The organism is Arenibacter nanhaiticus (assembly GCF_900141935.1).
GTDB classification, from domain to species: Bacteria; Bacteroidota; Bacteroidia; order Flavobacteriales; family Flavobacteriaceae; genus Arenibacter; species Arenibacter nanhaiticus.
In genome coordinates this window covers 81,733-104,151 of sequence record NZ_FQYX01000013.1, presented here as the reverse complement: position 1 = coordinate 104,151, position 22,419 = coordinate 81,733, and the positions used below count along the sequence as shown (strand labels likewise).

The window sequence follows — 22,419 nt, the reverse complement described above, 5'->3', positions numbered from 1 at the left end:
ACGTTCTCAAAATCAATTAATGGTCCGTTCGTCTAGGGGTTAGGACGCCAGGTTTTCATCCTGGTAACAGGGGTTCGATTCCCCTACGGACTACATAGTATATTTAGGAGTTTATCTCGATTAAAAAAAACAAAATTAAATAGAAATGGCAAATCATAAGTCAGCATTAAAGAGGATTAGAAGAAACGAAGAAGTGCGTTTGCGTAACAGATATCAGCACAAAACGACTCGTAACGCGATAAAAAGATTGCGTGCTGAGGAAGATAAGAAGGCTGCTGAGACTTTATTGCCAAGTGTGTTTAGCATGATCGATAGGTTAGCAAAGCGTAACATTATCCATAATAACAAAGCTGCAAACTTAAAAAGCAAGCTTACTAAGCAAGTAGCATCGCTATAGGCTTTAATCAAAATATATTATAATAAAAGGCTGTCTATCGTAGACAGCCTTTTTTTATTTTTAATGATTCCTATCTTGTAGTAGCAAGTTCTAGGGTTGATAGCGGGTCTTTTTTCTTTTTACATGTACTTCCTTGACGGGTATTGGTTGATTCTCGCGTTAGGGATTGCAGCGGCATCCTTTTTTAACGGCTGGGCCGGTTAAAAAAGATACAGCGGAAAGCGCGACCCGCTAGGGGAACGCCCCAATAATCGTGCTATTTTTTAGTAAATTCCTTGTGGATATTCCTCAGTCCTTTTTTCGCAACTTTAAGCGCTCTTAGGGTATTCTTTGATTTCTGTGAATGGGCTTCCATCCGCAAAAGCACATTCTTTAAGGTTTTGGTGGCTTCTACGATATAAGGACCTTTGTTGAGCATCACACATTCTGCCTGTGCGCTGATGGTGGCATCCGAGATTTCGGCCCTGGTCGCCATTCCCTTTTTTGCCATATGATCGAGCACTTGGGTAGCCCATACTACCGGTATCTGGGCAGCCTCGCATAGCCATAAGATTTCATTTTGCACCTCTGAAATACGTTCAAAGCCTATCTCTACAGCTAAATCCCCTCGGGCTATCATCACGCCAATATTAGGTCTTTTCATGGCCCTAAAAAGAATCGCCGGTAAATTCTCAAAAGCCTCCTTGTTCTCTATCTTAAAAACAATCCCCGTATCGGTATCGCCTAGGGTTTGTAATTCCTTGTAAAGCATAGATACATCTTCTGCATTGCTGACAAAAGAATAGCCCATTAGATCGGCATGTGAGGTAATAAACGGCAAGAGCGAAAGATCTTCCTTGGTCAGTGATGGCAGATCTAATTGCGTATTGGGTAGATTAATGCCTTTTTCAGTGCGTAATTTTTTCTTATAAGCATTTTTAATGACCAAAGAGGCCGTGTTGTTGCCTAAGGAGAGCACCTTGGCTTCTATAGCGCCATCATCAAAAAATACCTGCTGTCCGACCTTTAAATTATCTATGATTTGAGGAATACTTACTTCAATCAAGGGAATGTCCGAAGGGGTTTTTTCCTTCTTTTTACCTTTGGAGAGGTAAGGGGAGTTGTTTTTTACCAACAACAATTGGGATTTTTTAGCGATGGGTATAAATGGAGTGGCCGAAAACGAGGTGTCATCCTCTTTTTTGATGTAAATATTGGCGACCCTAATTTTTGGGCCGGGAAGATCCATATAGATCTTTATGGGTTGTTGAATTTCTTGGGCAACACTGTGCGACTTTTTAAGGATCTTTGTCCACAATTTCTCCTTGCCATGGCTAAGATTTATACGGGCGATCCCCATGCCTGCCTTTCGCAGTTTTCGGATCAGCTTTTTATCTGTTGCGGCTTCATCGGGCATGGTCACCATAATTTCCGTATCGTGAACTTTACTAGTGGTTTTAAAAAGCATATTGGCATGTTGAACCAATAACTTTTTACTGCCAGTAAAGCCGATGGATTCAATATCCTTGTTTTTCTCCCAGGTTTTGTTGTTGAGTACTTTTACAAGCTTAAGGGCACTGGAAATATTTTCATAGACGTAACCGGCACCACTTCCCAAAGAAGATATGCCAAGTTCTGCTAAGCCATCTTGGATAGCCCTAATATCTGTATTTCGCAATTGTAAATAGCGGTATAAGTTTTTGGCGCTTGCCCTATATTCAGGGTGCACGGAAGAAGCAATAGCATTGGCAACAGGTTCTTGTTTTAGGAGTTGATCATGAATTTTTTCGAGTTCCTTTTCTAGTTTTTCCAAGGTCATATCTCATCAGTTTAAAAATGGTAACATGAAGTTTTCATTCCCTATTTCAGGGGAATATTGGTTGCTTAAAAATACGAAATTAAAGCCGATAAATGGCTGTAGAGAAACGGAGAGAACAAAAAAAATACTCCTAAAAAAGCAATACCCCAAGACATGTGTATGAATTGGGGTATTGCAGTATTTTGTATATGAAAAGGGGCGTTTCTTAGGGTGTTAGCGTAACGACTAAAGGATTATTGATCTTTGTCGAAAACTCGTCCAAATAAGCTTCCCATTCTTGTTGAGAACTGAACTGTCCGCTTTCTTTCCATCCAAATCCGGCATAGTACACCGTCTTGTTGTTTTCTACCTTTAAATGAGCGTAGGCGTTGCTTAGATCCTTGGTCTCGATATCGTACTTCTCAAAACCGATAAAAGTACTTTTAGGGGCAACTATGGCGGTTCCAAGTTCGGAATCGCCGTGTGGCTGCCAATAGCTCACCCAACCTTTATCAGGGTTTCCAGTAACTTCACCATCTTTTTCATGTAATGTGAGTCCGGCCGAAACTTCATTGCTTCCTTCTAGGGAAACGTCAAATTTTGAAAAGTTGTTTCCCAAGTCTAAGCTAATGATTTTCGATTCTTTTATAAGTTTTCCTCCTGCATCCCAATTTTCATATTCTAAATAAAAACTAGTACGGATGGGGCCTGTGGTAATAGTACGCCATGTGGTGTAATTTTTGGACAGGTGGTATGCGGTATCTTGTCTTACGGCCATTCCGCCGACACCTCTACTGACCCCTACGTGAAAATCATCGAGGCCTTCCCCAGTGTCCTCATGGTAATTTCCGGTTCCGTCCAAGGTTTCTTTGTACCATTTGTTAATAATGGGGTATTCAACTTTTTTTAACCAAGCATCGACCCCGCTGGATAAGGTTCCTCCAGGAACTTTGTCTTCGATCATTTTTTGAGCCGTTGGCCCATAGACCCTAAAGGCAACCCTGTTGTTTTCCCAGGTATAATCATCGGTGCGCTCTGGTACAAAACGCGAATAACAATACTCGGGAGCCGTTGGTTGCGCCTCCTTGTCAATAGGGACTATTTCATATTTCTGTTCGGAATTAGGAGCGATGGTAGGTTGAAACAATAGTTCGTCCAAAATACCGTCCCCATCATTGTCTACGCTTTGTGTGACTAGAAGTGTTCCCGATTTTAATTCGCGAATGCCCAGTCCCGTCAAATCATCGACCTTTAAGAAATCTTTTGTTACGCTTACTGTTTCGAAAGTCCTTTCTTTATCGAGTTTGTTTGTAACAAGAATGGTAGTTTCTTTTTTTGGTTCGGAACAAGCGGTCAGCAAGCTAATGCCGGCTAATATCCCTAAGGTTTTAAGAGTGTTCATGGTTTCCGGTTTAGAGGAGTTAAGACTCGTTGGATGGTTTTCCTATAGTGGCCAAAATTCCGCCGTCCACATAAATGATTTGTCCGTTGACAAAGTTGCTGGCCTTAGCGCTTAAGAAAATGGCTGCTCCCTGTAAATCGTCGGGATCTCCCCAGCGTCCGGCAGGCGTCCTGCCCACTATAAAATCATTAAAAGGGTGCCCGTCGACACGTATGGGAGCTGTTTGGCTGGTAGCAAAGTAGCCTGGACCAATACCGTTGACCTGGATATTGTGCTTGGCCCATTCGGTGGCCATGTTTTTGGTCAACATTTTTAGGCCGCCTTTGGCAGCAGCATAAGCGCCAACCGTGTTACGGCCTAATTCGGTCATCATAGAGCAGATGTTAATAATTTTGCCCTCTTTTCTGGCGATCATACCCTTGACAACATGCTTGGAAACAATGAAAGGACTCACTAAATCGACCTTGATCACTTGTTCAAAATCGACAACCTCCATATCTTCCAAAGGAGTTCTTTTTATAATACCGGCATTATTTACTAAAATATCGATTTGGCCGACCTCCTTTTCAATTTTAGCGATATTTTCTATGACTTGCTTTTCGTCGGTTACATCAAAAAGGTAAGCATGTGCCTTTAATCCCAAAGCCTTGTATTCTGCCAGGGCATTGTTTAATTTTTTTTGGGAAGAAGCACCGTTGATAATTAAGGTAGCGCCGGCTTTGCCCAGCCCTATGGCCATAGCCATACCTAGGCCATGGGTGGCACCGGTAATAAGGGCAGTTTTTCCTGATAAATCAAATAATTTTGTAGACATCGTGATGGGGTTAAAAGGTTATTTTAAATCGGTTATTTTGCAATGGTCCATATCGCTATAGTCTAAGTTTTCTCCGGCCATTCCCCAGATAAACGTATAGTTGCTGGTTCCTGAACCCGAATGAATAGACCATGGCGGTGAGATTACAGCTTCATTATTGCCCATCCATATATGTCTGGTCTCTTGTGGTTGTCCCATAAAATGACAAACGGCCTGATCTTGGGGGATTTCAAAGTAAAAGTAAACTTCCATCCTTCTGTCGTGAACATGGGCAGGCATAGTGTTCCAAACACTGCCGGTTTTTAATTCGGTCATTCCCATTTGTACTTGGCAGGTTTCTACCACGCTGTTCACAATTAATTTCCTAATGGTTCGGGCGTTGGCAGTTTCCATAGCACCGAGTTCTACTACCTCCGCATCGCCCTGACTGATTTTTTTGGTAGGCAGTACCTTGTGTGCCGGTGTAGAATTTAAATAAAACATGGCCGGGGTTTTTGCATTGTCGCTAGAGAATACCACATCTTTGTTCTCCCTGCCTATATAAAGGGCTTCCTTATAGGCCAATGGATACTTTTCGCCATTTACCGTAACACTGCCGGCACCGCCAACATTGATAATACCGAGCTCTCTTCTCTCTAAAAAATAATCGGATTTTAATGGGGCTATGGTGGTTAATTTTAGGGAGGTCGTAACCGGGACCGCACCGCCTACTATATATCTGTCAAAATGGGTGTAAACTAAATTTACGGTATCGGCCTCCATTAAATTTTGAATTAAAAATTCCTTTCGTAACCCTTCTGTGGTTAGTTCTTTTGTCTCTCTAGGAGAGCAGGCATATCTTACTTGGAATTGATTTTTCATGATTATATATGTTTGATTATTGATTTTTAAGAGGTGTCTTAGAACAGGTTTTTCCTTTTCATTTGATGTAAATGTAATAATAATTATCAAAATACAATCGATTGTATTTTGATAATTGTATATTTGTTAGAAGATTATGGGGCTATTTAAAGACAAAAAAGAGGATCATACCAAATACATTAAGGGATGGTAAATGATTCTATCTCCTAGGGGCATAGGGAAATACAAGCCGTAAAGAATCTCTTTGTATATTCTAAAAATCAAGTCTGCCATTGGTCTGCTTTTAGGTGAGGATGAGGAGGTGAAAAAGAAGGAAAGATCTGATAGTATACGACCCTTACTACTGTGGTTAAAGAAATTATCAGGACAGTATATATATATTTGTAGAACACCTTCTTTTAAGAAGTTTGATTCATGCAAAGGGAAGCTTTTTATAATAGCGTTAAACAATGGAAAACAATAAAATAACGATACATGATATCGCCAAAAAACTAAATATTAATAGTTCTACGGTATCTAGGGCATTAAACAATAGTCCAAGGGTTACGCAGAAGACCAAGGACAAAATTATTGCTGCTGCTAATGAAATGGGGTACCAGAGAAATCTTTTGGCATCTAGTTTACGTACCAGTAGAACGCATACTATCGGTATAATAGTTCCTAGGATTTCGCGTCATTTCTTTTCTTCCGCGATTGCAGGAATAGAGGAAACTGCCTATGAGGCCGGATATCATGTCTTTATTTGTCAATCCTTGGAGCAGTTAGAACGCGAACAAAATTTAGTCAACACTCTTTTGGCCAACCGAGTAGATGGCGTTATGGTTTCTATATCGATGGAAACAGAAAATTACGACCATTTTCAAGGATTAAAAAATAGGGGGGTGCCTTTGGTGTTTTTTGATAGACATTGTGATATTCCCGGTTATAACACGGTATTGATCGATGATTTCCGAGCTGGATTTGAGGCAACGGAGCACCTAATTGTGCAAGGATGTAAAAATATAGCCCATTTATCCGGGCCTCAGAATGTAGAAATTTATAAGAATAGATTTAAGGGATATCAAAAAGCCTTAGAGAAATATCATATCCCCTTTAAAGAAGAAATGGTGTTTAGTTCTAGATTGATGGAGAAGGATGGTGCTGAAAGTGCGAAATCTATTCTTGCTCTTAACACCAAGGTCGACGGCTTATTTTCGGCCAATGACGTTGCCGCGATTGGAGCGATGCAATATTTTAAGGAGAAAGGAATTAAAATTCCCCATGATATTGCGATCGTAGGTTTTAGTAACGAACCTATTTCAGGGATCATGGAACCATCCTTAACTACTATTGATCAGCCTGGTTTTGAGATGGGTAGGTTGGCAACCAACCTGTTGGTTTCCCAAATAGAAAATAAGGCTAAAGAGATTATGAAGGAGACCATTGTATTAAAGCCAAGTTTGATAGAACGAAGATCGTCAATCAAATAAAGTAGCTTTAGTGCAAGCAATAATTATTACATTTTTTGCATTTAAAATACCAACCAAATGAAGTTAAGAAATCACTTATTATTTCTTTTTTTTAATTTAATAATATCCTCAGTTTTTGGTCAAATTGAGAGCAGAGAACAAAAAACATTAAAATTTAAACACTTCTCTATTGCCGAAGGCTTGTCGCAAAGTTCCGTATTGGAGATTTTGCAGGATAATAAGGGGTTTTTGTGGTTTGGCACTAGGGATGGACTGAATAAATATGATGGACATTCTTTTAAAACCTACAGGCATAATTCCGTAGATCCATATAGTATTAGCAATAGTTATATAAGGTCCCTATTCCAAGATGAGGAAGGAACGCTATGGGTAGGTACTAATTATGGTTTAAATAAATATCTTTCAGAGGAGGACCGGTTCGAAAGAATTTCTTTGCCTTCCAATAGAAGTAGTGTTGCCAATACTGAAATTTGGGACATTGTTTCTGATGGGAACGGGAATTTATGGTTGGGTACCAACTACGGCCTAGAGAAATTTAATGTCAATAGCGGGGAGTTTGTTTCTTTTCAAACCGAAAAAAACAATTTTAAGGAGAATACAATTACTAAAATCAGGTCGTTACTAGTAACAACCGATGGAACGCTTTGGATATGTAACTTGAATAATATTGATGTTTACAATTCGGAAACAAACCATTTTAAAAAGTACTATTATCCCAAGGATAAGAAAACTGAAATAAACATGAATTATATCCCGGTGCTTTTTGAAGATCAAAACAAAAATCTTTGGCTGGGAGATAATAATGGTCTTTCTCTGTTTAATAAAGAACGCGATAAGTTTGAATCATTTCGCATCGCGTCTTCCGGATTAAACCAAATCACCGATGAAATTAGAAGTTTGGAGCAGGATTATTTGGGGAATTTATGGGTGGGTACCTATAACGGACTCTATGTAATTAATAAGGACCTAAACCTAATCTCTCATTACGTACACGACGAAAACGATCCCACAAGTTTAAGTCAGAATTCTATCTATAAAATTTTACAGGACACGAAAGGAGATCTTTGGATAGGGACCTATGCCGGAGGGATAAATTATTATGATCGGAGCTATGACCTTTTTAAGGGCATCTCTTCTGGAGCTAATAGAACAAAGCTTAATTATAAGGTAACCAGCTCTATCATTGAAGATGAGGAACAAAATCTGTGGATCGCTACCGAAGGAGGGGGAATTAATTTTATGAATAGGGAAACCGGACTTTTTACCTATTATAAGCATAACGAAAAAGATCCTAGAAGCCTTAGTACAGATAATGTTAAAGCTATGATCCAAACTCGATCTGGGAATTTTTGGATCGGCACCCACGACGGCGGACTTAATTTTCTGGACCCAAAAAAGAAACCTTTCAATTTTAAAAAATATAAAAATATACCTGGAGATAGTACTAGTTTAAGTAACAACAGGGTGATTTCCCTTTTCGAGGACCACAAGAACAATATTTGGATAGGTACCTCGGGAGGGGGCTTAAATGTTTTTGATAACCAGAAAAAGTCCTTTCACAGGATTAAAGATTCCGATGATGTCCTAGGGACCATTATATACACCATTGCCAAAACTTCCGATAAGGACGTGCTGCTGGTCGGTGGGAGTAACGGCTTGGCAAAAATTAATCTCCTGAGTCAAACCATAGTTCCGGTGATATATAAGAAAGACGAGCAAGACGCTTATAATATAAGTGCCGTTCTTAGTGTTTACCAAGATCCAAAGAACAATATTTGGATTGGTACCGAGGGCGATGGATTGTACTATTACGATGCCGAAATCAAAAGGAGCGTTAAATACGGACGTACAAGCGGATTGCCCAATGAGGTTGTGTACGGTATACTGCCCGATGACCTGAATAATTTATGGGTGAGTACCAATAACGGTCTAAGCAGATTAAACCTAGCATCGTTTCAGTTTAAAAATTTCGATGTTTCGGACGGGCTCTTAGGGAACGAATTTAACTATGGATCCTATACGAAATTAGCGAATGAAGATCTTGTGTTTGGCGGGACCAACGGACTTAATTACTTTAATCCGGACGATCTGGTAGAAAATGCCTTTATACCCCCGGTGAAGATAACTGCGATGCATGTTAATAATAAACCGTTTGTAGATGGCGATTTTAGCAGAGAGTCTATAAAGTTAAAGTATAATCAAAATGATTTTAACTTCAACTTTGTGGCCCTCAGTTATTCTCAGCCTAGTAAAAACCAATATGCCTATAAATTGGAAGGCTTTGATGAGGAATGGATCTATATTGGGAATAATCGGTCGGCAACATATACCAATTTAGATCATGGAGATTATGTTTTTAAAGTAAAAGCTTCAAATAGTGATGGTTTATGGAATGAAAAGGGAACCTCCATAATAATAAAAATATTACCTGCACCTTGGGAAACCTGGTGGGCCTATCTCATTTATGCTATTTTATTGGTGGCCGCTATTTTGGCCATAAGAAGATATAGTCTCATAAGGATGCACGAGAAAAATGAACTAAAGCAAGAACGCTTGGAAAAAGAGCGGATAGAAGAAATAAATCAAATGAAATTGCGGTTGTTTACTAATATTTCCCATGATTTTAGAACGCCTTTAACCTTGATTATTGGGCCCTTGGAGCGAATGTTGAGCAATAAATCTGGGGATTCCTTCGTGCAACGACAGCACGAGATAATGCATAGAAACGCTAGTGTCCTGTTGCAGCTAATCAATCAATTATTGGATTTTAGAAAAAGCGATTCCGGGAAATTACAGTTGCAGGCATCCAAGGAGAATATTGTTCCATTTATAGAAAATATTAAACTGTCGTTCGAAGAATTGGCAAGAATAAGGGAAATAGAGTATTCCTTTGAGCCATTTTCCGATACTATTGAGCTGTGGTTTGATAAAATAAATTTGAAAAAAATAATTTTCAACCTCTTGTCCAATGCTTTTAAATTTACGCCTGACAAGGGAAAAATAACAATAACCCTTAGCCTGGTTACCAAAAGAAAACGCAAAGGTACTCCGACAGAATTTTTAAAGCTGGTGGTAGAGGATAATGGGAAAGGGATTCCTAAAAAAAATCAGAAATTTATTTTTGATCGATTTTTTCAGTTGGGGCAAGATGAGAATACACGCTCTGGAACGGGAATAGGGCTGGCCCTTACCAAGAGTCTTGTTGAACTTCACCAAGGAACTATAAAAGCCAAAAGCAAGGTAGGACAAGGAACGGCATTCGTAGTATTGTTACCTATGGGAAAAGATCATTTAAACGAAGATCAAATCATATCCAATACCGAAGAAGAGTTGGGCTCCAGCTCTCAATATTTTAATAAGCCAAGTTTTTTGGTGAACGAATTGATCGAGGAAGAAATAAAAGAGGAAGAAGCAAGCACTACTGTTGATACCGTTTCTGCAACCATTCTTTTAGTTGAGGATAATATGGAAGTACGGGCGTTCATCAAAACTATTTTTGAAAGTAATTATAATATCTTAGAGGCTGAAAATGGCGCTAGCGCTGTAGAAATAGCGAATAACCAAAAGGTAGATTTAATAATTAGCGATGTCATGATGCCCGTTATGGATGGGGTAGAATTATGTAATAGGATTAAATCAAATATTACCACCAGTCACATTCCGGTCCTCTTGTTAACTGCAAAAACCTCGGAAGAGGCCCAGAAAACTGGTTTTACCACGGGTGCCGATGCTTATATCACCAAGCCTTTCGATGCAAACTTATTGGAGTTACGCGTAAATAACATACTTAATTCTAGGAAATTTCTAATTGACAAATTCAAAAAAGATATTATTCTAGAACCTAAGGAATTAACGGCTACCTCACCCGACGAATTGTTTTTGCAAAAGGCGATTAAATTAGTAGAAGAAAATATATCGAACCAAGAGTTTACGATCAATGACTTTATAATGGAGATGAATATGAGTCGCTCTGCCCTATACAGAAAACTGAAGGCGCTCACCAACCAGTCGATAACGGAATTTATTAGAACGGTGAAACTTAAAAGAGCGGGGCAACTGATCTTGCAATCGCAATTGAATATTTCTGAAATTGCCTTTGACCTTGGCTTTAATGATTTGAAGCACTTTAGAAAGTCGTTTCAAAAAGTGTTCAATGAGTTGCCTTCGGAGTACCGGTTGAACCACAGTGAGCGTAAGACAGAAAAAAGCCATATTAGTTAATAGGTTCCATCTTTCGGAGGCAATTATTGTCTAGGTAATCTTGAAGAAAGGAGCGAAAAGAACGATGTCCTTTTTTAAGTTAGAAAATATTGAAATTTTTATATAAAAAAGGAATAGGGCTTTCTAAATATGATTTGGACTGTCCTCTTTTTTTAAAACACTAATAGGTAGGATGTTTTATTTTCCAATTGTTCGTGTTGAAGTCGGTTCGCCTTTAAAAATCAATAGTTCATGTTGTTGTATTTTGGGCGTTCCCTCCTTCGTCGGGCGGGCCCTTGTCTATATCCCTTGCTTTGCTGCGGGGATGCCGCCGCGGTCCCTAACGCAAAAAATATGAACAAAATAATGGTTCCCAGTCCCTTTTCTAGATATAGAATCAGAGGGCAATAGGAATCAAAAGATGTTGCCTTAAGTACGTTTCTCTTCTGAAACCGTCAAATCTAATATTTATCAAAATTTAATGTGCGCCGTATTGGTTGCGTCAAATGTTAATGAATTATTGGTTTATAGGTATTTAGGGTGTTAAAAATCAACTTTTCAGGTGAAATGAACACTAGACCCCTCCCAAATGAACCCAAACCCCCTCATTTTTCATCGAGCATCTCTATAATTTTATACTTGAAATTAATAACCAAACTAAAATCAAACCAAAATAAAAATGAAAAATCAATTGACACTTTTTATTAAGAAACGGAAAAGCGATCTACTCGTTTTTCTGATGATTCTATGTGGGGTCTTGTGCAGCTTTTCGGCTCAGGCCCAGGTAAAAACCATTCAGGGGGTCATTTCCGATGAGGTAGGGATTCCACTACCGGGCGCAACCGTAATGGAGACAGGAACAAAAAATGGGGTCACTTCAGATTTTGATGGGAACTATACCATTCAGGTCAATCAGGGAGCTTCCATAACTATTAGTTATGTTGGCTATACTACAAAGGTGGTACTCATTCAAGGCGAAAAATCGACCTATAATATAGGATTAGATCCAGATTTCCAACAATTGGACGATGTGGTTGTGGTAGGATTCGGGACCGTTCGGAAAAAAGACTTGACAGGTTCGGTCGCCTCCGTGAAAATGGATAAGTTGACCGAGGCACCTGTAGCTAACTTTGACCAAGCTTTGGCAGGTAGAGTTACAGGGGTTCAGGTGGGTTCCGATACTGGAGAACCTGGAGCTGGACTTCAGATAACCATTAGAGGAGGGAATACTATTAATGGAGATAATTCCCCACTGTATGTCTTGGATGGTTTTATTATAGAAAATTTTAATCCCGGTATTTTAAACCCTACGGATATCCAAAGCATCGATATCCTAAAAGATGCCTCTGCAACTGCTATTTATGGGGCACGGGGTGCTAACGGAGTGGTGCTGATTACTACCAAACAGGCAAAATCTGGAAAAACCAGAATCTCGTACGAAACAAGGCTCGATGTAAAAAACGTTGCCAATAAACTAGAGGTACTAGATGCTTATGAATTTGTGAAATTGGCCGATGAGATCAATCCGTCTTCAGCATCTGAAAAGTTTTTCGGGGATGATAGCGGGGCCGTTGTTGGTGGGGTAGAAGATTATCTAAATGCTCCTACAGCCAATTGGCAAGATGAAGCTTTTAAAACGGCGTATACCAAATCGCATACCATGAAGGTGGCTAGTGGAAGTGAAGCGACAAAATTGGACGCTTCGATTAATCTTGTGAATGACGAAGGAACCTTGCTTAAATCCGAATTTAAGAAGATTAACGGTAGGTTAAACCTTAGACATAAAGTTAATGATAAACTAGACTTTAATTTAAACACTATATATGCCAATACAGAAAGGTTGGGGCTTGATACCGAAGGAACTTCTTCTTATTCATTTATGAGAAACCTTATAACGTATCCAAATGTGGTGAACAAGTTTAAGGATTATGGAGATAGCAATCCTTTGTACGGGATTAATCCAGATGAGTTCGATGTCAATAACATTTTTAACTGGCACCCAATAGTGTCCTTGAACAATGAATACCGAAAAAGAGAAACAAATCAATTTATCGCCAATCTTTCTGTAAAATATAGAATCACACGGAATTTAGATTTTGAGGCCAAGGGCGGATATAACGGAGATTTTAGACAAACGGGAGTTTTTAATAATAGTAATACCGTTTATGGAAGGTTAATAAATCCTATTAATGGAATTAACGGAACCATGGATTACCAGAACTACAAGACTTTGTCTAATATCAATACCTTGACGTATCGAAATTCTTTTGGGAAACACAATTTAAACGTATTGGTAGGTAGCTCGCTTAACAGTAGAAAAATTACTAGAACCTTTATACGTTCTATACAAATTCCGAAATATGCCGAAAGTCAGGGAATCAACGCAATGGATGAGGGCACTTTGTCTAGCACAGATGATTTGATTGGGAGTTCTGAAGAAAGAATACAGTCGCTTTTAGGGAGATTGACCTATGCTTATGACAACAAATATTTATTAACGGCTTCTATAAGGCGAGATGGATCTTCCAAATTTGGGCCAGGACATAATATTGGATATTTTCCTTCCTTGGCGCTTTCTTGGAAAGCAGAGGAAGAAGAATTCATAAAAAATCTTGGCTTCATTTCTCAGCTTAAATTTAAAGGAGGCTATGGAAAAACAGGGAACGACAGAATTCCAGGGGATGCAAGGTTCGACTTGTTTACGTCTAATTTAGCGTCCTATTTTTTAAATGGTTCAGAAGTTTTGGGACAGCGTCCTACCTCTAGCGGTGCTAATCCCGATATAGAATGGGAGACTACTTCCCAATATAATGCGGGGGTAGACTTAGGGCTGTTTAACGGTCGGATTGCCATAACCGCCGAAGTCTATGAAAAGACTACCGATGATCTGTTGATCAATGCAGATACCCCACCTTCTTTAGGGATTAGTAGCGTTTGGAAAAATAGCGGTACCGTAAGAAACAGAGGTTTGGAGTTAGCCCTGAGTACCAGCAATGTAAAATCTAAGAATTTTAGATGGACGACAGATTTTAATATCTCATTTAACCAGAACAAAGTGTTGTCCTTGCCAGAAGGGAAGCCGATTTTTGGAAACCCTAATTATTATTGGAGGTATGCTTCCAACCAATATATTGTAGAGGAAGGAAAGCCATTGGGGAATATGTTCGGGTATATTTCCGATGGGGTATACCAACCAGAAGACTTTGCAAATTATAATGAAGACGATGCCTCGCACACCTTAATTGCCGGTCAGCCAGATTATGACGGCGGTTCCCCTATACGTCAACCAGGAGATGAAAAATATAAGGATTTGAACGGCGATGGAAAAATTACCCCTGATGATAAAACAATTATAGGAAATGGATTGCCAAAGCATTTTGGTGGTCTGGGAAATACATTTTCTTATAAAGGATTAGAACTAAGTGCCTTTTTTCAATGGTCCTATGGTAATGATGTAATGAATGCCAATAGGTTAATTTTTGAAGAAATGACTCATAGTGCACAAAATCAGTATGCCTCTGTAAAAAATAGATGGACACCAACCAATCAAGATACCGATATGTTTAGAGCTCTGGGAAGAGGATTTGAAGATGTCTCTTCTAGAGTCATTGAGGACGGATCTTATATTCGTTTAAAAACAGTGAATCTGTCTTATGCCTTCTCTAAAAAAGTATTGGATAAACTACAAGTTAATAGTTTATCGATTTTTCTTTCGGGCCAAAACCTAATTACTTGGACGGATTACAGTGGTTTCGATCCTGATGTTTCGGTGAATAGATCTGCTATTATGCCTGGGGTCGATTATTCGTCATACCCTGTAAGTAGGACCTTTAGCCTAGGATTAAACATAACATTTTAAAAAAAAGACACATGAAATCAAAAATATTAATATTTGCCCTATCGAGTCTATTGTTTCTTCAAAGTTGTGACGATCAATTAGATATCTTGCCAGAAGATGGCCTAGGATCTGCTACTCTTTATCAAAATGATGCTGGAGCCTTAGCCGGACTTTCTGGTGTTTACAGTAGGTTTGTTGCGGCCTATAGAGAATCTATCCTTAATGCTATGTATCCGAGTGCAGTAACAGATGAGGGCTTTGAGAATAGAAGTGTAAACCGATTCTTTTTAGAGAATAGCTTTGCGAGTAACAATGCACAGATTCTAGATAGTTGGACCTTATTATATGAAGGGGTATATGCTGCGAATATTATGTTGGCCGAGTTGGAAAACTCAACGGGCATCAGCGAAACCTCTAAGGCTGTTTTTGAGGCCGAAGCACGTTTTTTAAGATCTTATCTGCTATTTGAACTACAAAAGAACTTTGGAGGAATAGAAGGAATACCATTGCCAACGGAAAACACCCTAAAACAATTATTGCCAAGAACAAAAGGGGTAGATGTGTATGCGCAAATCATTGCCGATTTGGAATATGCCGAGCAAAATTTGCCGAGGATTCAGGAGGCTACGGCAGGGAGAGCCAGTAAAGATGCCGCACAAGCATTGTTAGCCAGAGTGAATTTGTTCAGGGCGGGAGCTCCCTTTACCAATGATGGTGACTATTATACAAAAGCAAGGGATTGGGCCAAAAAAGTAATGGAGAATGGCTATCAGGAGTTGAACCCTAGCTATGAGGATATTTTTAATAAATTGGCAACAGAACAGTACGATACTAAAGAAGTATTGTTTCAAATAGGTTTTTATTTTGGGAATCAGGACCAGAACCAATCCAATAAATTGGGGTCAACGATAGGAATGAGGGTAGACGATGGCTCCTGTAATAACAGAGGGTACGGTTTAATTTCTGCCGCTATAACATTGACAGAGGCCTATAGAAACGATCCTTCCGATGAAAGAGGTCTTTGGAATGTCTCTCCTTACTATGTGCCAAACAACAATAATTGTGAGTTTAGAACACAATTTAACCAAACAGCTTATCCTGCATCAAAATATCGCAGGTTCCTAGAAAGTGGGGGAACCGGTAGCTACGGGCCACATCATTTTCCTGTCTTAAGATATTCTGACGTGCTATTAATGTATGCCGAAGCTGAAAATAAACTGAATCCTGGATCCGCAGCGGCATTGGATGCCGTAAACCAAGTAAGGAACAGAGCAAAGGCAACACCATTGGTTGGCCCAATTACAGAAGCATTAATTCAGGAAGAACGCCGTTTGGAACTGTGTTTTGAAGGACTTCGTAAGTACGATTTAATCCGATGGGGGATATTGGAGGAAAAAGTAAATGAAACCAAAGCTGCACTACAAGCCGCGGATGGAAGTGAAAATACTGATTGGCCAATCTACGGAAGTGGTAGTCCAGCAACAAGGACGAACATTACAGAAAATTATTATTTAGATGGCTATAATAATTATGTAGATTCTAAACACCAACTGTTGCCAATTCCAGAACAGGAAATAGGAGCTAATGATTTGATAACGCAAAACCCGGGTTGGTAAAAGAGATACCCATCTTGATAATAAACCTTATAAAAATCAACTATGAAAAAATCAATAAATATAATGTCAGTCTTACTGCTCTTCGCCTTCGTTTTTCAAGGATGTGAGGACTTTGAAGAAGTTACAGTGCCTAATTTTACGGTAACACCAGAAACCGCTACTGCAAAAGTCGGGGAGCCAGTAGAATTTATGGTCGATAATGCCCCTAATTTTCTACAATTCTATGCCGGAGATTTTGGGCATACTTACAAACATAGAAATAGAACAAATGCAGAAGGAACAGTAACAATGTCCTTTTTAAATTCACAAAAGTGGGGCCTAGGAGGTAATGCTTCAGGGACCTTATCAGTATGGTATTCTAGGGACTATGATGGCTCTGGTACTCCAGAAGCCGTAAGCAATGCAACCTGGACGGAAATAACCGAGAGATTCAATATTTCGACACTTTATGATTTCACTTTTCAGGAGTCAGGTCTTGTCGATATTACGGATCTAGCCGATGGGAATACCATATATTTTGGATTTAAATATTTCTCTGATAATACAGAAGATAGGCAACCCGAATGGTATTTTGATGAATTAAGTATAACCATGGATGTAGAAGGTGCTCCGGCACCACTTACGGTCGCTTCAAAAAAGGAGCCGGGTTTTACTCCTGTTGATGTATTAGGAATAGAATCATCATTCAATGCCGCAAAATGGTATTTTGATGGGGGAAAGGATCATTGGAGAATGAGGGGTAATAGTCATAAGATAGTCAATGAAGATTGGTTGATTACCAATGCTATTAATTTAACAAAGGTGAATCCGGACAAAGGAACACCCTTAAAATCGTTTTCTGAAAAGCTAGAATCTTTTACTCATATCTATGAGACTCCAGGGACCTATACTGTAACCTTGGTAGGAACAAATACTACCATTCATGGAAGTCAAGAAACGGTAAAGGAATTGACCATTACCATCACCGAATAGCTAATCATAAATAATTGTTAAAATCCCAATTGATGCATTTTCATGTGTTGGTTGGGATTTTTTATTGGGTAGGCTAAACAGTAATAAATATAGGGGCTCATAGAATTATTTGAACAGCCCCCCCCCTTTAAAAGACCAGATAGTCCCCCTAAAACTTGTTAAAATATGTTAAAATTTGTAGCTTGTTAAATAAACCAACAAAAACTATAATCTTATGAAAAGAAAACTAAACTGCTTTTTATTATTGGCGGTACTGCTTTTTATGCAAGTAGCAGTGGCGCAAAATAAAAAAGTTACGGGTACCGTTACTGGTGCACAGGACGGTTTGCCTTTACCTGGCGTCAACGTTTTGGTACGGGGAACCACCATAGGAACCCAAACAGATTTTGACGGGAATTATGCTATAGAAGCCAAAAGCGGAGATGTTTTGGTATTTTCCTATTTAGGAATGAAAAGTCAAAGTTTAACGGTAGGAGCATCAAATACTTATAACGTTTCGTTGCAAGAAGACGCTAGCCAATTAGAAGAGGTTGTGGTTACGGCCTTGGGCTTACAAAAACAAAAAAAGGCGTTAACCTACGCTACCCAACAAGTGGAAACCGAAGAGCTTACCCAGGCCAGATCGGTAAACGTAGTGGAAGGACTCAGTGGTAAGGTAGCCGGACTTTCTGTGACAACAGGAGGGTCAGGAGTAGGCTCAGCTTCCAAGGTACTTCTTCGTGGAAACCGTTCTATAAATGGTAGTAGTCAACCGCTTTACGTGGTAGATGGAATTTTGCTTAATGGAGATATTTCAAACATAAGTCCAGACGATATACAAGAAATATCCGTTTTAAAAGGTGCGAATGCAGCTGCCCTTTATGGAAGCCGTGCCAATAACGGTGCCATTATAATTACTACCAAATCTGGAAAGGGAGCCAAAGAAGGAGTGACTACCAATATAGGGTTTACCTCTACTTTTGCAGACCCTATTTTATTGACTAGTTTTCAGAATGATTATGGTCAGGGATCAGCAGGGAATTATTCCCCCAATGCTGTTACTTCTTGGGGACCAAAGTTTGATGGAAGTCAGGTTGCACATTGGTCCAATGACCCTAATTCCCCGGAATTTGGAAGTACCTATGCCTATGAGGCACAACCAGATAATGTAAAGGATTTTTTTAAGACTGGATATAACGTGGCTACTAATATCGGGGTGAATATCAACAGTGAGGATACAAATACTTTTCTTGGGTATACTTATACTGATGCCGGTGGTATAATTCCTGGAAATAACCTTAATAGACATAATATAACGGCGAGGATTAATACCAAACTTACCGATAAACTTAAAGTAGATGCGAAAATAAATTACATAAGGGACGACTTTTCCAATGTGCTGGCTTCTGGCGAAGACTTCGATAATCCGCTGAGATACCTTTATATTTTGCCAAGAAATATTCGTACCCAGGATATAGCACATTATAAGTTTTTAAACGATGAGGGTAAACTAAGACAACATTATTTTAGACCTAATTTTAACGGTGGTGGTAACCCTTACTGGTCCATCAATCACATTACTAATCCTCGATTAGATGAAAGGGTATTGGGACTATTGTCTTTACAGTACAATATTACTGTGGATCTTTCAATTATGGGAAGGTCTACCATGGATAGGACAAGTAGGTCCGAAGAAAGGCTTTGGTATAACGATACCTATACAAGAGCTCCTAATGGAAGGTACTTAAAAGGAGCAAATAATTCTTATGATTGGAATACGGATGTGCTTATTAATTATAAAAAAGGTATTTCTGAGGATTTCGCACTAGATCTAAGTGCTGGAGCTAATAAAAGGGTATTTAAATCTAATGACCTTATTGGTGATGGAACTACTTTTACAATAGAAAACTTTTTTGCCTTGAGTAACACTGCTGATCCAACGGCCACAGAAACATTTGATAACTTTGAGGTTCAATCGGTGTACGCTCTTGCAGAAGTATCTTATAAGAATGCATTGTTTTTAAATCTTACTGGTAGGAATGATTGGAGTTCAACCCTTCCTAGTGCTAATAGGTCTTATTTTTATCCTTCCGTAGGTTTAACGGCCGTGGTTAGTGACTTGGTAGAATTACCTGAGTTTTTTAGCTTTTTAAAGTTAAGAGGATCATGGGCAGAAGTAGGTAATGATACCAATGCTTTTAGTTTATCTAGACGAGCAGATATAAGAAATGGAACACTTGATATTAACCCAGTATTGCCTAACCCAGATCTTAGACCAGAATCGACAAGATCAACAGAAATAGGTTTCGATACTAGGTTTATGGATAATAGATTTCGTTTTGACCTAACTTGGTACAAGTCTAATACCTTCGATCAAATATTCAGTACCCCAACACCAACCGGGTCTGGTATAGCGGCGAGATTTCAGAATGGTGCCGACGTACAGAATTCAGGGTTGGAGATTGTTTTGGGAGCTACAATTATTGAATCATCCGATTTCTCTTGGGACTTGGATATAAACTTTGCCAAAAACAATAGTGAAGTTTTAGAAATAGCCGATGGCTTTGATGAATTAACGATTAGTACCGACTTCATTAGATCTTATAAATTGGTTAAAGGTGGAGAATTTGGTGACGTTTATTCGAGAGGATTTCTTCGTGATGATCAAGGAAGGGTTGTTGTTGATGCTCTTGGGCTTCCTCAAATTACCCCTGGTCTTGATGTGAAAATTGCCAACTTTAATCCAGACTGGTTGGGCGGAATTAGAAATTCTTTTAGCTACAAGGACTTTTCATTGAGTGCACTGATCGATATCCGTCAAGGAGGAACTATAGCTAGTTTTACCGAGGCCATTCTTGCAGGAGACGGGCAGTTAGATTATACTGCACAAGGTCGTGATGGATCCTTGGTGTTCGGAGAAAATGTTTATAAGGGTGAAACGGCGGTAACAGAAACCGGAGCCTCTAATAATATCGCTGTTAATTCCGAAGATCTTTGGAACAGAGTAGGGGGGAGAAATACGCCAGTAGGAGAAGCCTTTATCAGAGATGCTTCAAATATAAGACTACGAGAGCTTGTATTAGGGTATGCCGTGTCTGATAGATTTCTTTCAAAAACATTTTTAACCTCTGCCAGAGTTTCTTTAGTAGGTAGAAACCTATTCTTTTTCTCCAATAAAGCGGAAAACGTAGATCCAGAAGCGGTCAATAGTGTTGATAATTCAGCAGAAGGAAGGGAAGCATTTGCACCACCAACGACCCGTACTTTTGGAGTTTCCCTAAATCTTGGATTCTAAATTATTCCTAACCTTAAAAGAAAAAAAATGAAAAATATATTAGTAAAAATTAGTCTCGGGATAACGCTTACCGCAATGCTGGGAAGTTGTACGGACAATTTTGACGAGATCAACTCAGATCCCAAGAATTTTACCCAGGATGCCGTTACCCAGTCCGAATACCCTTTATTTGTTAAAAGGGCATTATATACTCCTACAAACCTGCCTTATCCAGAAGGGAGAGGACCATTTCAATTAGGACACTCTTTGTTTACGGATGTATATGCAAACTATTTTTCTACTACGGCACCAAATTTTGACAGTGATCAATATATCCTGGTAGGAAGATGGTTAAATGGTGCTTACCGTTGGTTTTATACCAGATCGGCACCGAATATCAAGATTGCGGAAGACACTGCCGAGGAACTTGGCTTTAATTTAGAAAATGCCATGATGAAAGTGTGGCGGGTGTACGCTTATCACAGAGTTACAGATCTTTGGGGGCCAATTCCGTATTCAAATTTTGGTAATTTAGAAAAGGAAGTACCTTACGATTCACAAGAGGACATATACAACGACTTTTTTACCACCTTGGATGAAGCCGTTACCGTATTAAAAGCTAATGCAGGTACAACATCATTTCTTGGCGCTAATGATGTAATTTATGGTGGATCGGCAGATTCCTGGTTGAAATTTGCCAATACCCTGCGTTTGCGTTTGGCTATTAGAGTTAAATATGCCAATCCAACACTTTCACAAGCGCAAGCAGAAAAGGCGGTTGCCGATGGAGTCATGGAATCCAATGCCGACAATGCAGCCATAGCAACCAATACCAATTTTAGAAACCCTTATACTACTATTACCCAATGGGGTGAATTTCGTATGAGTGGTGATATGGAAAGTATTCTTAAAGGATACCAAGATCCTAGGGTAGCGGACTATTTTGCAGAAGCGGGAAGTCCCGATACTTCGGATGATCCTGTGGGAGTAACATTTAATTACGAAGGAATGCGCAACGGGCAGACAAAATCTGATAAACAGGGAATTAGTTTTAATACAATTGCCTCCGATATGGCCGAACCATATACCATTGCGGACAGTCCAGGGCCTGCTTATAGTATCATAAGGGCTGCAGAAGCCTATTTCTTAAGAGCAGAAGGCGCTTTGGAAGGCTGGAATATGGGTGGAAGTGCACTAGCCCTTTATGAGAGTGGAATTAACGCATCCCATACCGAATATGGGTATTCGGGAACCGATCTTTCAGGGAATGATTATGTGAGTAGTCCTAATGTGCCAGCCGCTATGGATGCATCAAATCCACCAGTATCTAATATACCAGTGGCTTATGACCTATTGGCCCCTAAGGAAAAACAACTCGAACAAATTATTACTCAAAAGTGGATCGCCCTATACCCAGACAGCGAAGAAGCCTATGCCGAACGTAGAAGGACTGGATATCCAACCTTATACAACAGGTTAAATTCCCTTAATCCAGATATTCCTGTGAACGAAATTCCACGTAGGATGCCTTATGTATCTAGTGAATATTCAGATAATGGTGCAGCTGTAGAAAATGCTGTGAGCAATCTTTTAGGGGGTCCGGACAATGGAACTACAAAAGTTTGGTGGGATAAGAAAAATTAAACTGTTGATATAGTTTAATGAAGAAGTGATAAAAGACCGCCATTAGTGCGGTCTTTTTGTTGATTTGTTTTGGTCATACGTACAAAAAGACCGTAAATTGATTTGTTTTAACCAATATATCTATGAAATGAGCATGACCGAAAACTGGTCGCAACTACGAATTCAGCTATGTGAAT

At 39.3% G+C, this 22,419-nt stretch carries 12 protein-coding genes and 1 tRNA gene; 9 read left to right on the top strand and 4 right to left on the bottom strand.

Features of this window, described 5'->3' with window-relative positions; translation table 11 throughout:
• The first annotated feature begins 21 nt into the window (after positions 1–21).
• Positions 22–93, top strand: a tRNA-Glu gene (locus BUA16_RS09770).
• A 52-nt stretch (positions 94–145) separates the two neighbouring features.
• Entirely contained in the window at positions 146–397 is a 252-nt protein-coding gene (rpsT, locus tag BUA16_RS09765) for a 30S ribosomal protein S20 (RefSeq protein ID WP_072764567.1), read from the top strand.
• A gap of 256 nt (positions 398–653) precedes the next feature.
• Here rpsT and BUA16_RS09760 read toward each other — a convergent pair whose 3' ends face one another.
• The 4 genes from BUA16_RS09760 to kduI form a co-directional block, all read right to left on the bottom strand.
• A complete protein-coding gene (locus BUA16_RS09760) occupies positions 654–2,195 on the bottom strand; it encodes a pyruvate kinase (RefSeq protein WP_072764566.1) in 1,542 nt (513 codons plus the stop codon).
• Between the two features lie 205 nt (positions 2,196–2,400).
• Positions 2,401–3,576, bottom strand: coding sequence for a DUF4861 family protein (locus BUA16_RS09755; RefSeq protein ID WP_072764565.1), 1,176 nt, complete (start codon positions 3,574–3,576; stop codon positions 2,401–2,403).
• Between the two features lie 19 nt (positions 3,577–3,595).
• Positions 3,596–4,390, bottom strand: a complete 795-nt coding sequence (locus BUA16_RS09750) for a gluconate 5-dehydrogenase (RefSeq protein WP_072764564.1) — start codon at positions 4,388–4,390, stop codon at positions 3,596–3,598.
• Positions 4,391–4,408: 18 nt separating this feature from the next.
• Entirely contained in the window at positions 4,409–5,251 is an 843-nt protein-coding gene (gene kduI / locus BUA16_RS09745; protein WP_072764563.1) for a 5-dehydro-4-deoxy-D-glucuronate isomerase, read from the bottom strand.
• A 449-nt stretch (positions 5,252–5,700) separates the two neighbouring features.
• Between kduI and BUA16_RS09735 the strand changes: the two genes are divergently transcribed.
• The 7 genes from BUA16_RS09735 (at position 5,701) to BUA16_RS09705 (ending at position 22,243) form a co-directional block, all read left to right on the top strand.
• Positions 5,701–6,720 carry a LacI family DNA-binding transcriptional regulator gene (locus tag BUA16_RS09735; protein WP_072764561.1) on the top strand — a complete coding sequence of 340 codons (1,020 nt, stop codon included), beginning with the start codon at positions 5,701–5,703 and terminating at the stop codon, positions 6,718–6,720.
• A gap of 57 nt (positions 6,721–6,777) precedes the next feature.
• Positions 6,778–10,941 carry a hybrid sensor histidine kinase/response regulator transcription factor gene (locus BUA16_RS09730; RefSeq protein WP_072764560.1) on the top strand — a complete coding sequence of 1,388 codons (4,164 nt, stop codon included), beginning with the start codon at positions 6,778–6,780 and terminating at the stop codon, positions 10,939–10,941.
• A 658-nt stretch (positions 10,942–11,599) separates the two neighbouring features.
• On the top strand, positions 11,600–14,779 hold the full coding sequence (locus tag BUA16_RS09725; protein ID WP_084668480.1) for a SusC/RagA family TonB-linked outer membrane protein: 3,180 nt from the start codon (positions 11,600–11,602) through the stop codon (positions 14,777–14,779).
• Positions 14,780–14,790: 11 nt separating this feature from the next.
• Positions 14,791–16,374 (top strand): RagB/SusD family nutrient uptake outer membrane protein, encoded by a 1,584-nt coding sequence (locus BUA16_RS09720; protein ID WP_072764558.1) that lies wholly within the window; start codon positions 14,791–14,793, stop codon positions 16,372–16,374.
• A gap of 42 nt (positions 16,375–16,416) precedes the next feature.
• Positions 16,417–17,346: a DUF5017 domain-containing protein gene (locus tag BUA16_RS09715; protein WP_084668479.1), complete on the top strand. Its 930-nt coding sequence runs from the start codon at positions 16,417–16,419 to the stop codon at positions 17,344–17,346.
• A gap of 214 nt (positions 17,347–17,560) precedes the next feature.
• Positions 17,561–20,620, top strand: a complete 3,060-nt coding sequence (locus tag BUA16_RS09710) for a SusC/RagA family TonB-linked outer membrane protein (protein WP_072764556.1) — start codon at positions 17,561–17,563, stop codon at positions 20,618–20,620.
• Positions 20,621–20,647: 27 nt separating this feature from the next.
• Positions 20,648–22,243, top strand: coding sequence for a SusD/RagB family nutrient-binding outer membrane lipoprotein (locus tag BUA16_RS09705; protein WP_072764555.1), 1,596 nt, complete (start codon positions 20,648–20,650; stop codon positions 22,241–22,243).
• Positions 22,244–22,419: the final 176 nt, after the last annotated feature.

What these genes read in the sequence shown, in the direction of transcription:
- rpsT (WP_072764567.1), top strand. Translation starts at nt 146, where the DNA reads ATGGCAAATCATAAGTCAGCATTAAAGAGGATTAGAAGAAACGAAGAA.
- BUA16_RS09760 (WP_072764566.1), bottom strand. Translation starts at nt 2,195, where the DNA reads ATGACCTTGGAAAAACTAGAAAAGGAACTCGAAAAAATTCATGATCAA.
- BUA16_RS09755 (WP_072764565.1), bottom strand. Translation starts at nt 3,576, where the DNA reads ATGAACACTCTTAAAACCTTAGGGATATTAGCCGGCATTAGCTTGCTG.
- BUA16_RS09750 (WP_072764564.1), bottom strand. Translation starts at nt 4,390, where the DNA reads ATGTCTACAAAATTATTTGATTTATCAGGAAAAACTGCCCTTATTACC.
- kduI (WP_072764563.1), bottom strand. Translation starts at nt 5,251, where the DNA reads ATGAAAAATCAATTCCAAGTAAGATATGCCTGCTCTCCTAGAGAGACA.
- BUA16_RS09735 (WP_072764561.1), top strand. Translation starts at nt 5,701, where the DNA reads ATGGAAAACAATAAAATAACGATACATGATATCGCCAAAAAACTAAAT.
- BUA16_RS09730 (WP_072764560.1), top strand. Translation starts at nt 6,778, where the DNA reads ATGAAGTTAAGAAATCACTTATTATTTCTTTTTTTTAATTTAATAATA.
- BUA16_RS09725 (WP_084668480.1), top strand. Translation starts at nt 11,600, where the DNA reads ATGAAAAATCAATTGACACTTTTTATTAAGAAACGGAAAAGCGATCTA.
- BUA16_RS09720 (WP_072764558.1), top strand. Translation starts at nt 14,791, where the DNA reads ATGAAATCAAAAATATTAATATTTGCCCTATCGAGTCTATTGTTTCTT.
- BUA16_RS09715 (WP_084668479.1), top strand. Translation starts at nt 16,417, where the DNA reads ATGAAAAAATCAATAAATATAATGTCAGTCTTACTGCTCTTCGCCTTC.
- BUA16_RS09710 (WP_072764556.1), top strand. Translation starts at nt 17,561, where the DNA reads ATGAAAAGAAAACTAAACTGCTTTTTATTATTGGCGGTACTGCTTTTT.
- BUA16_RS09705 (WP_072764555.1), top strand. Translation starts at nt 20,648, where the DNA reads ATGAAAAATATATTAGTAAAAATTAGTCTCGGGATAACGCTTACCGCA.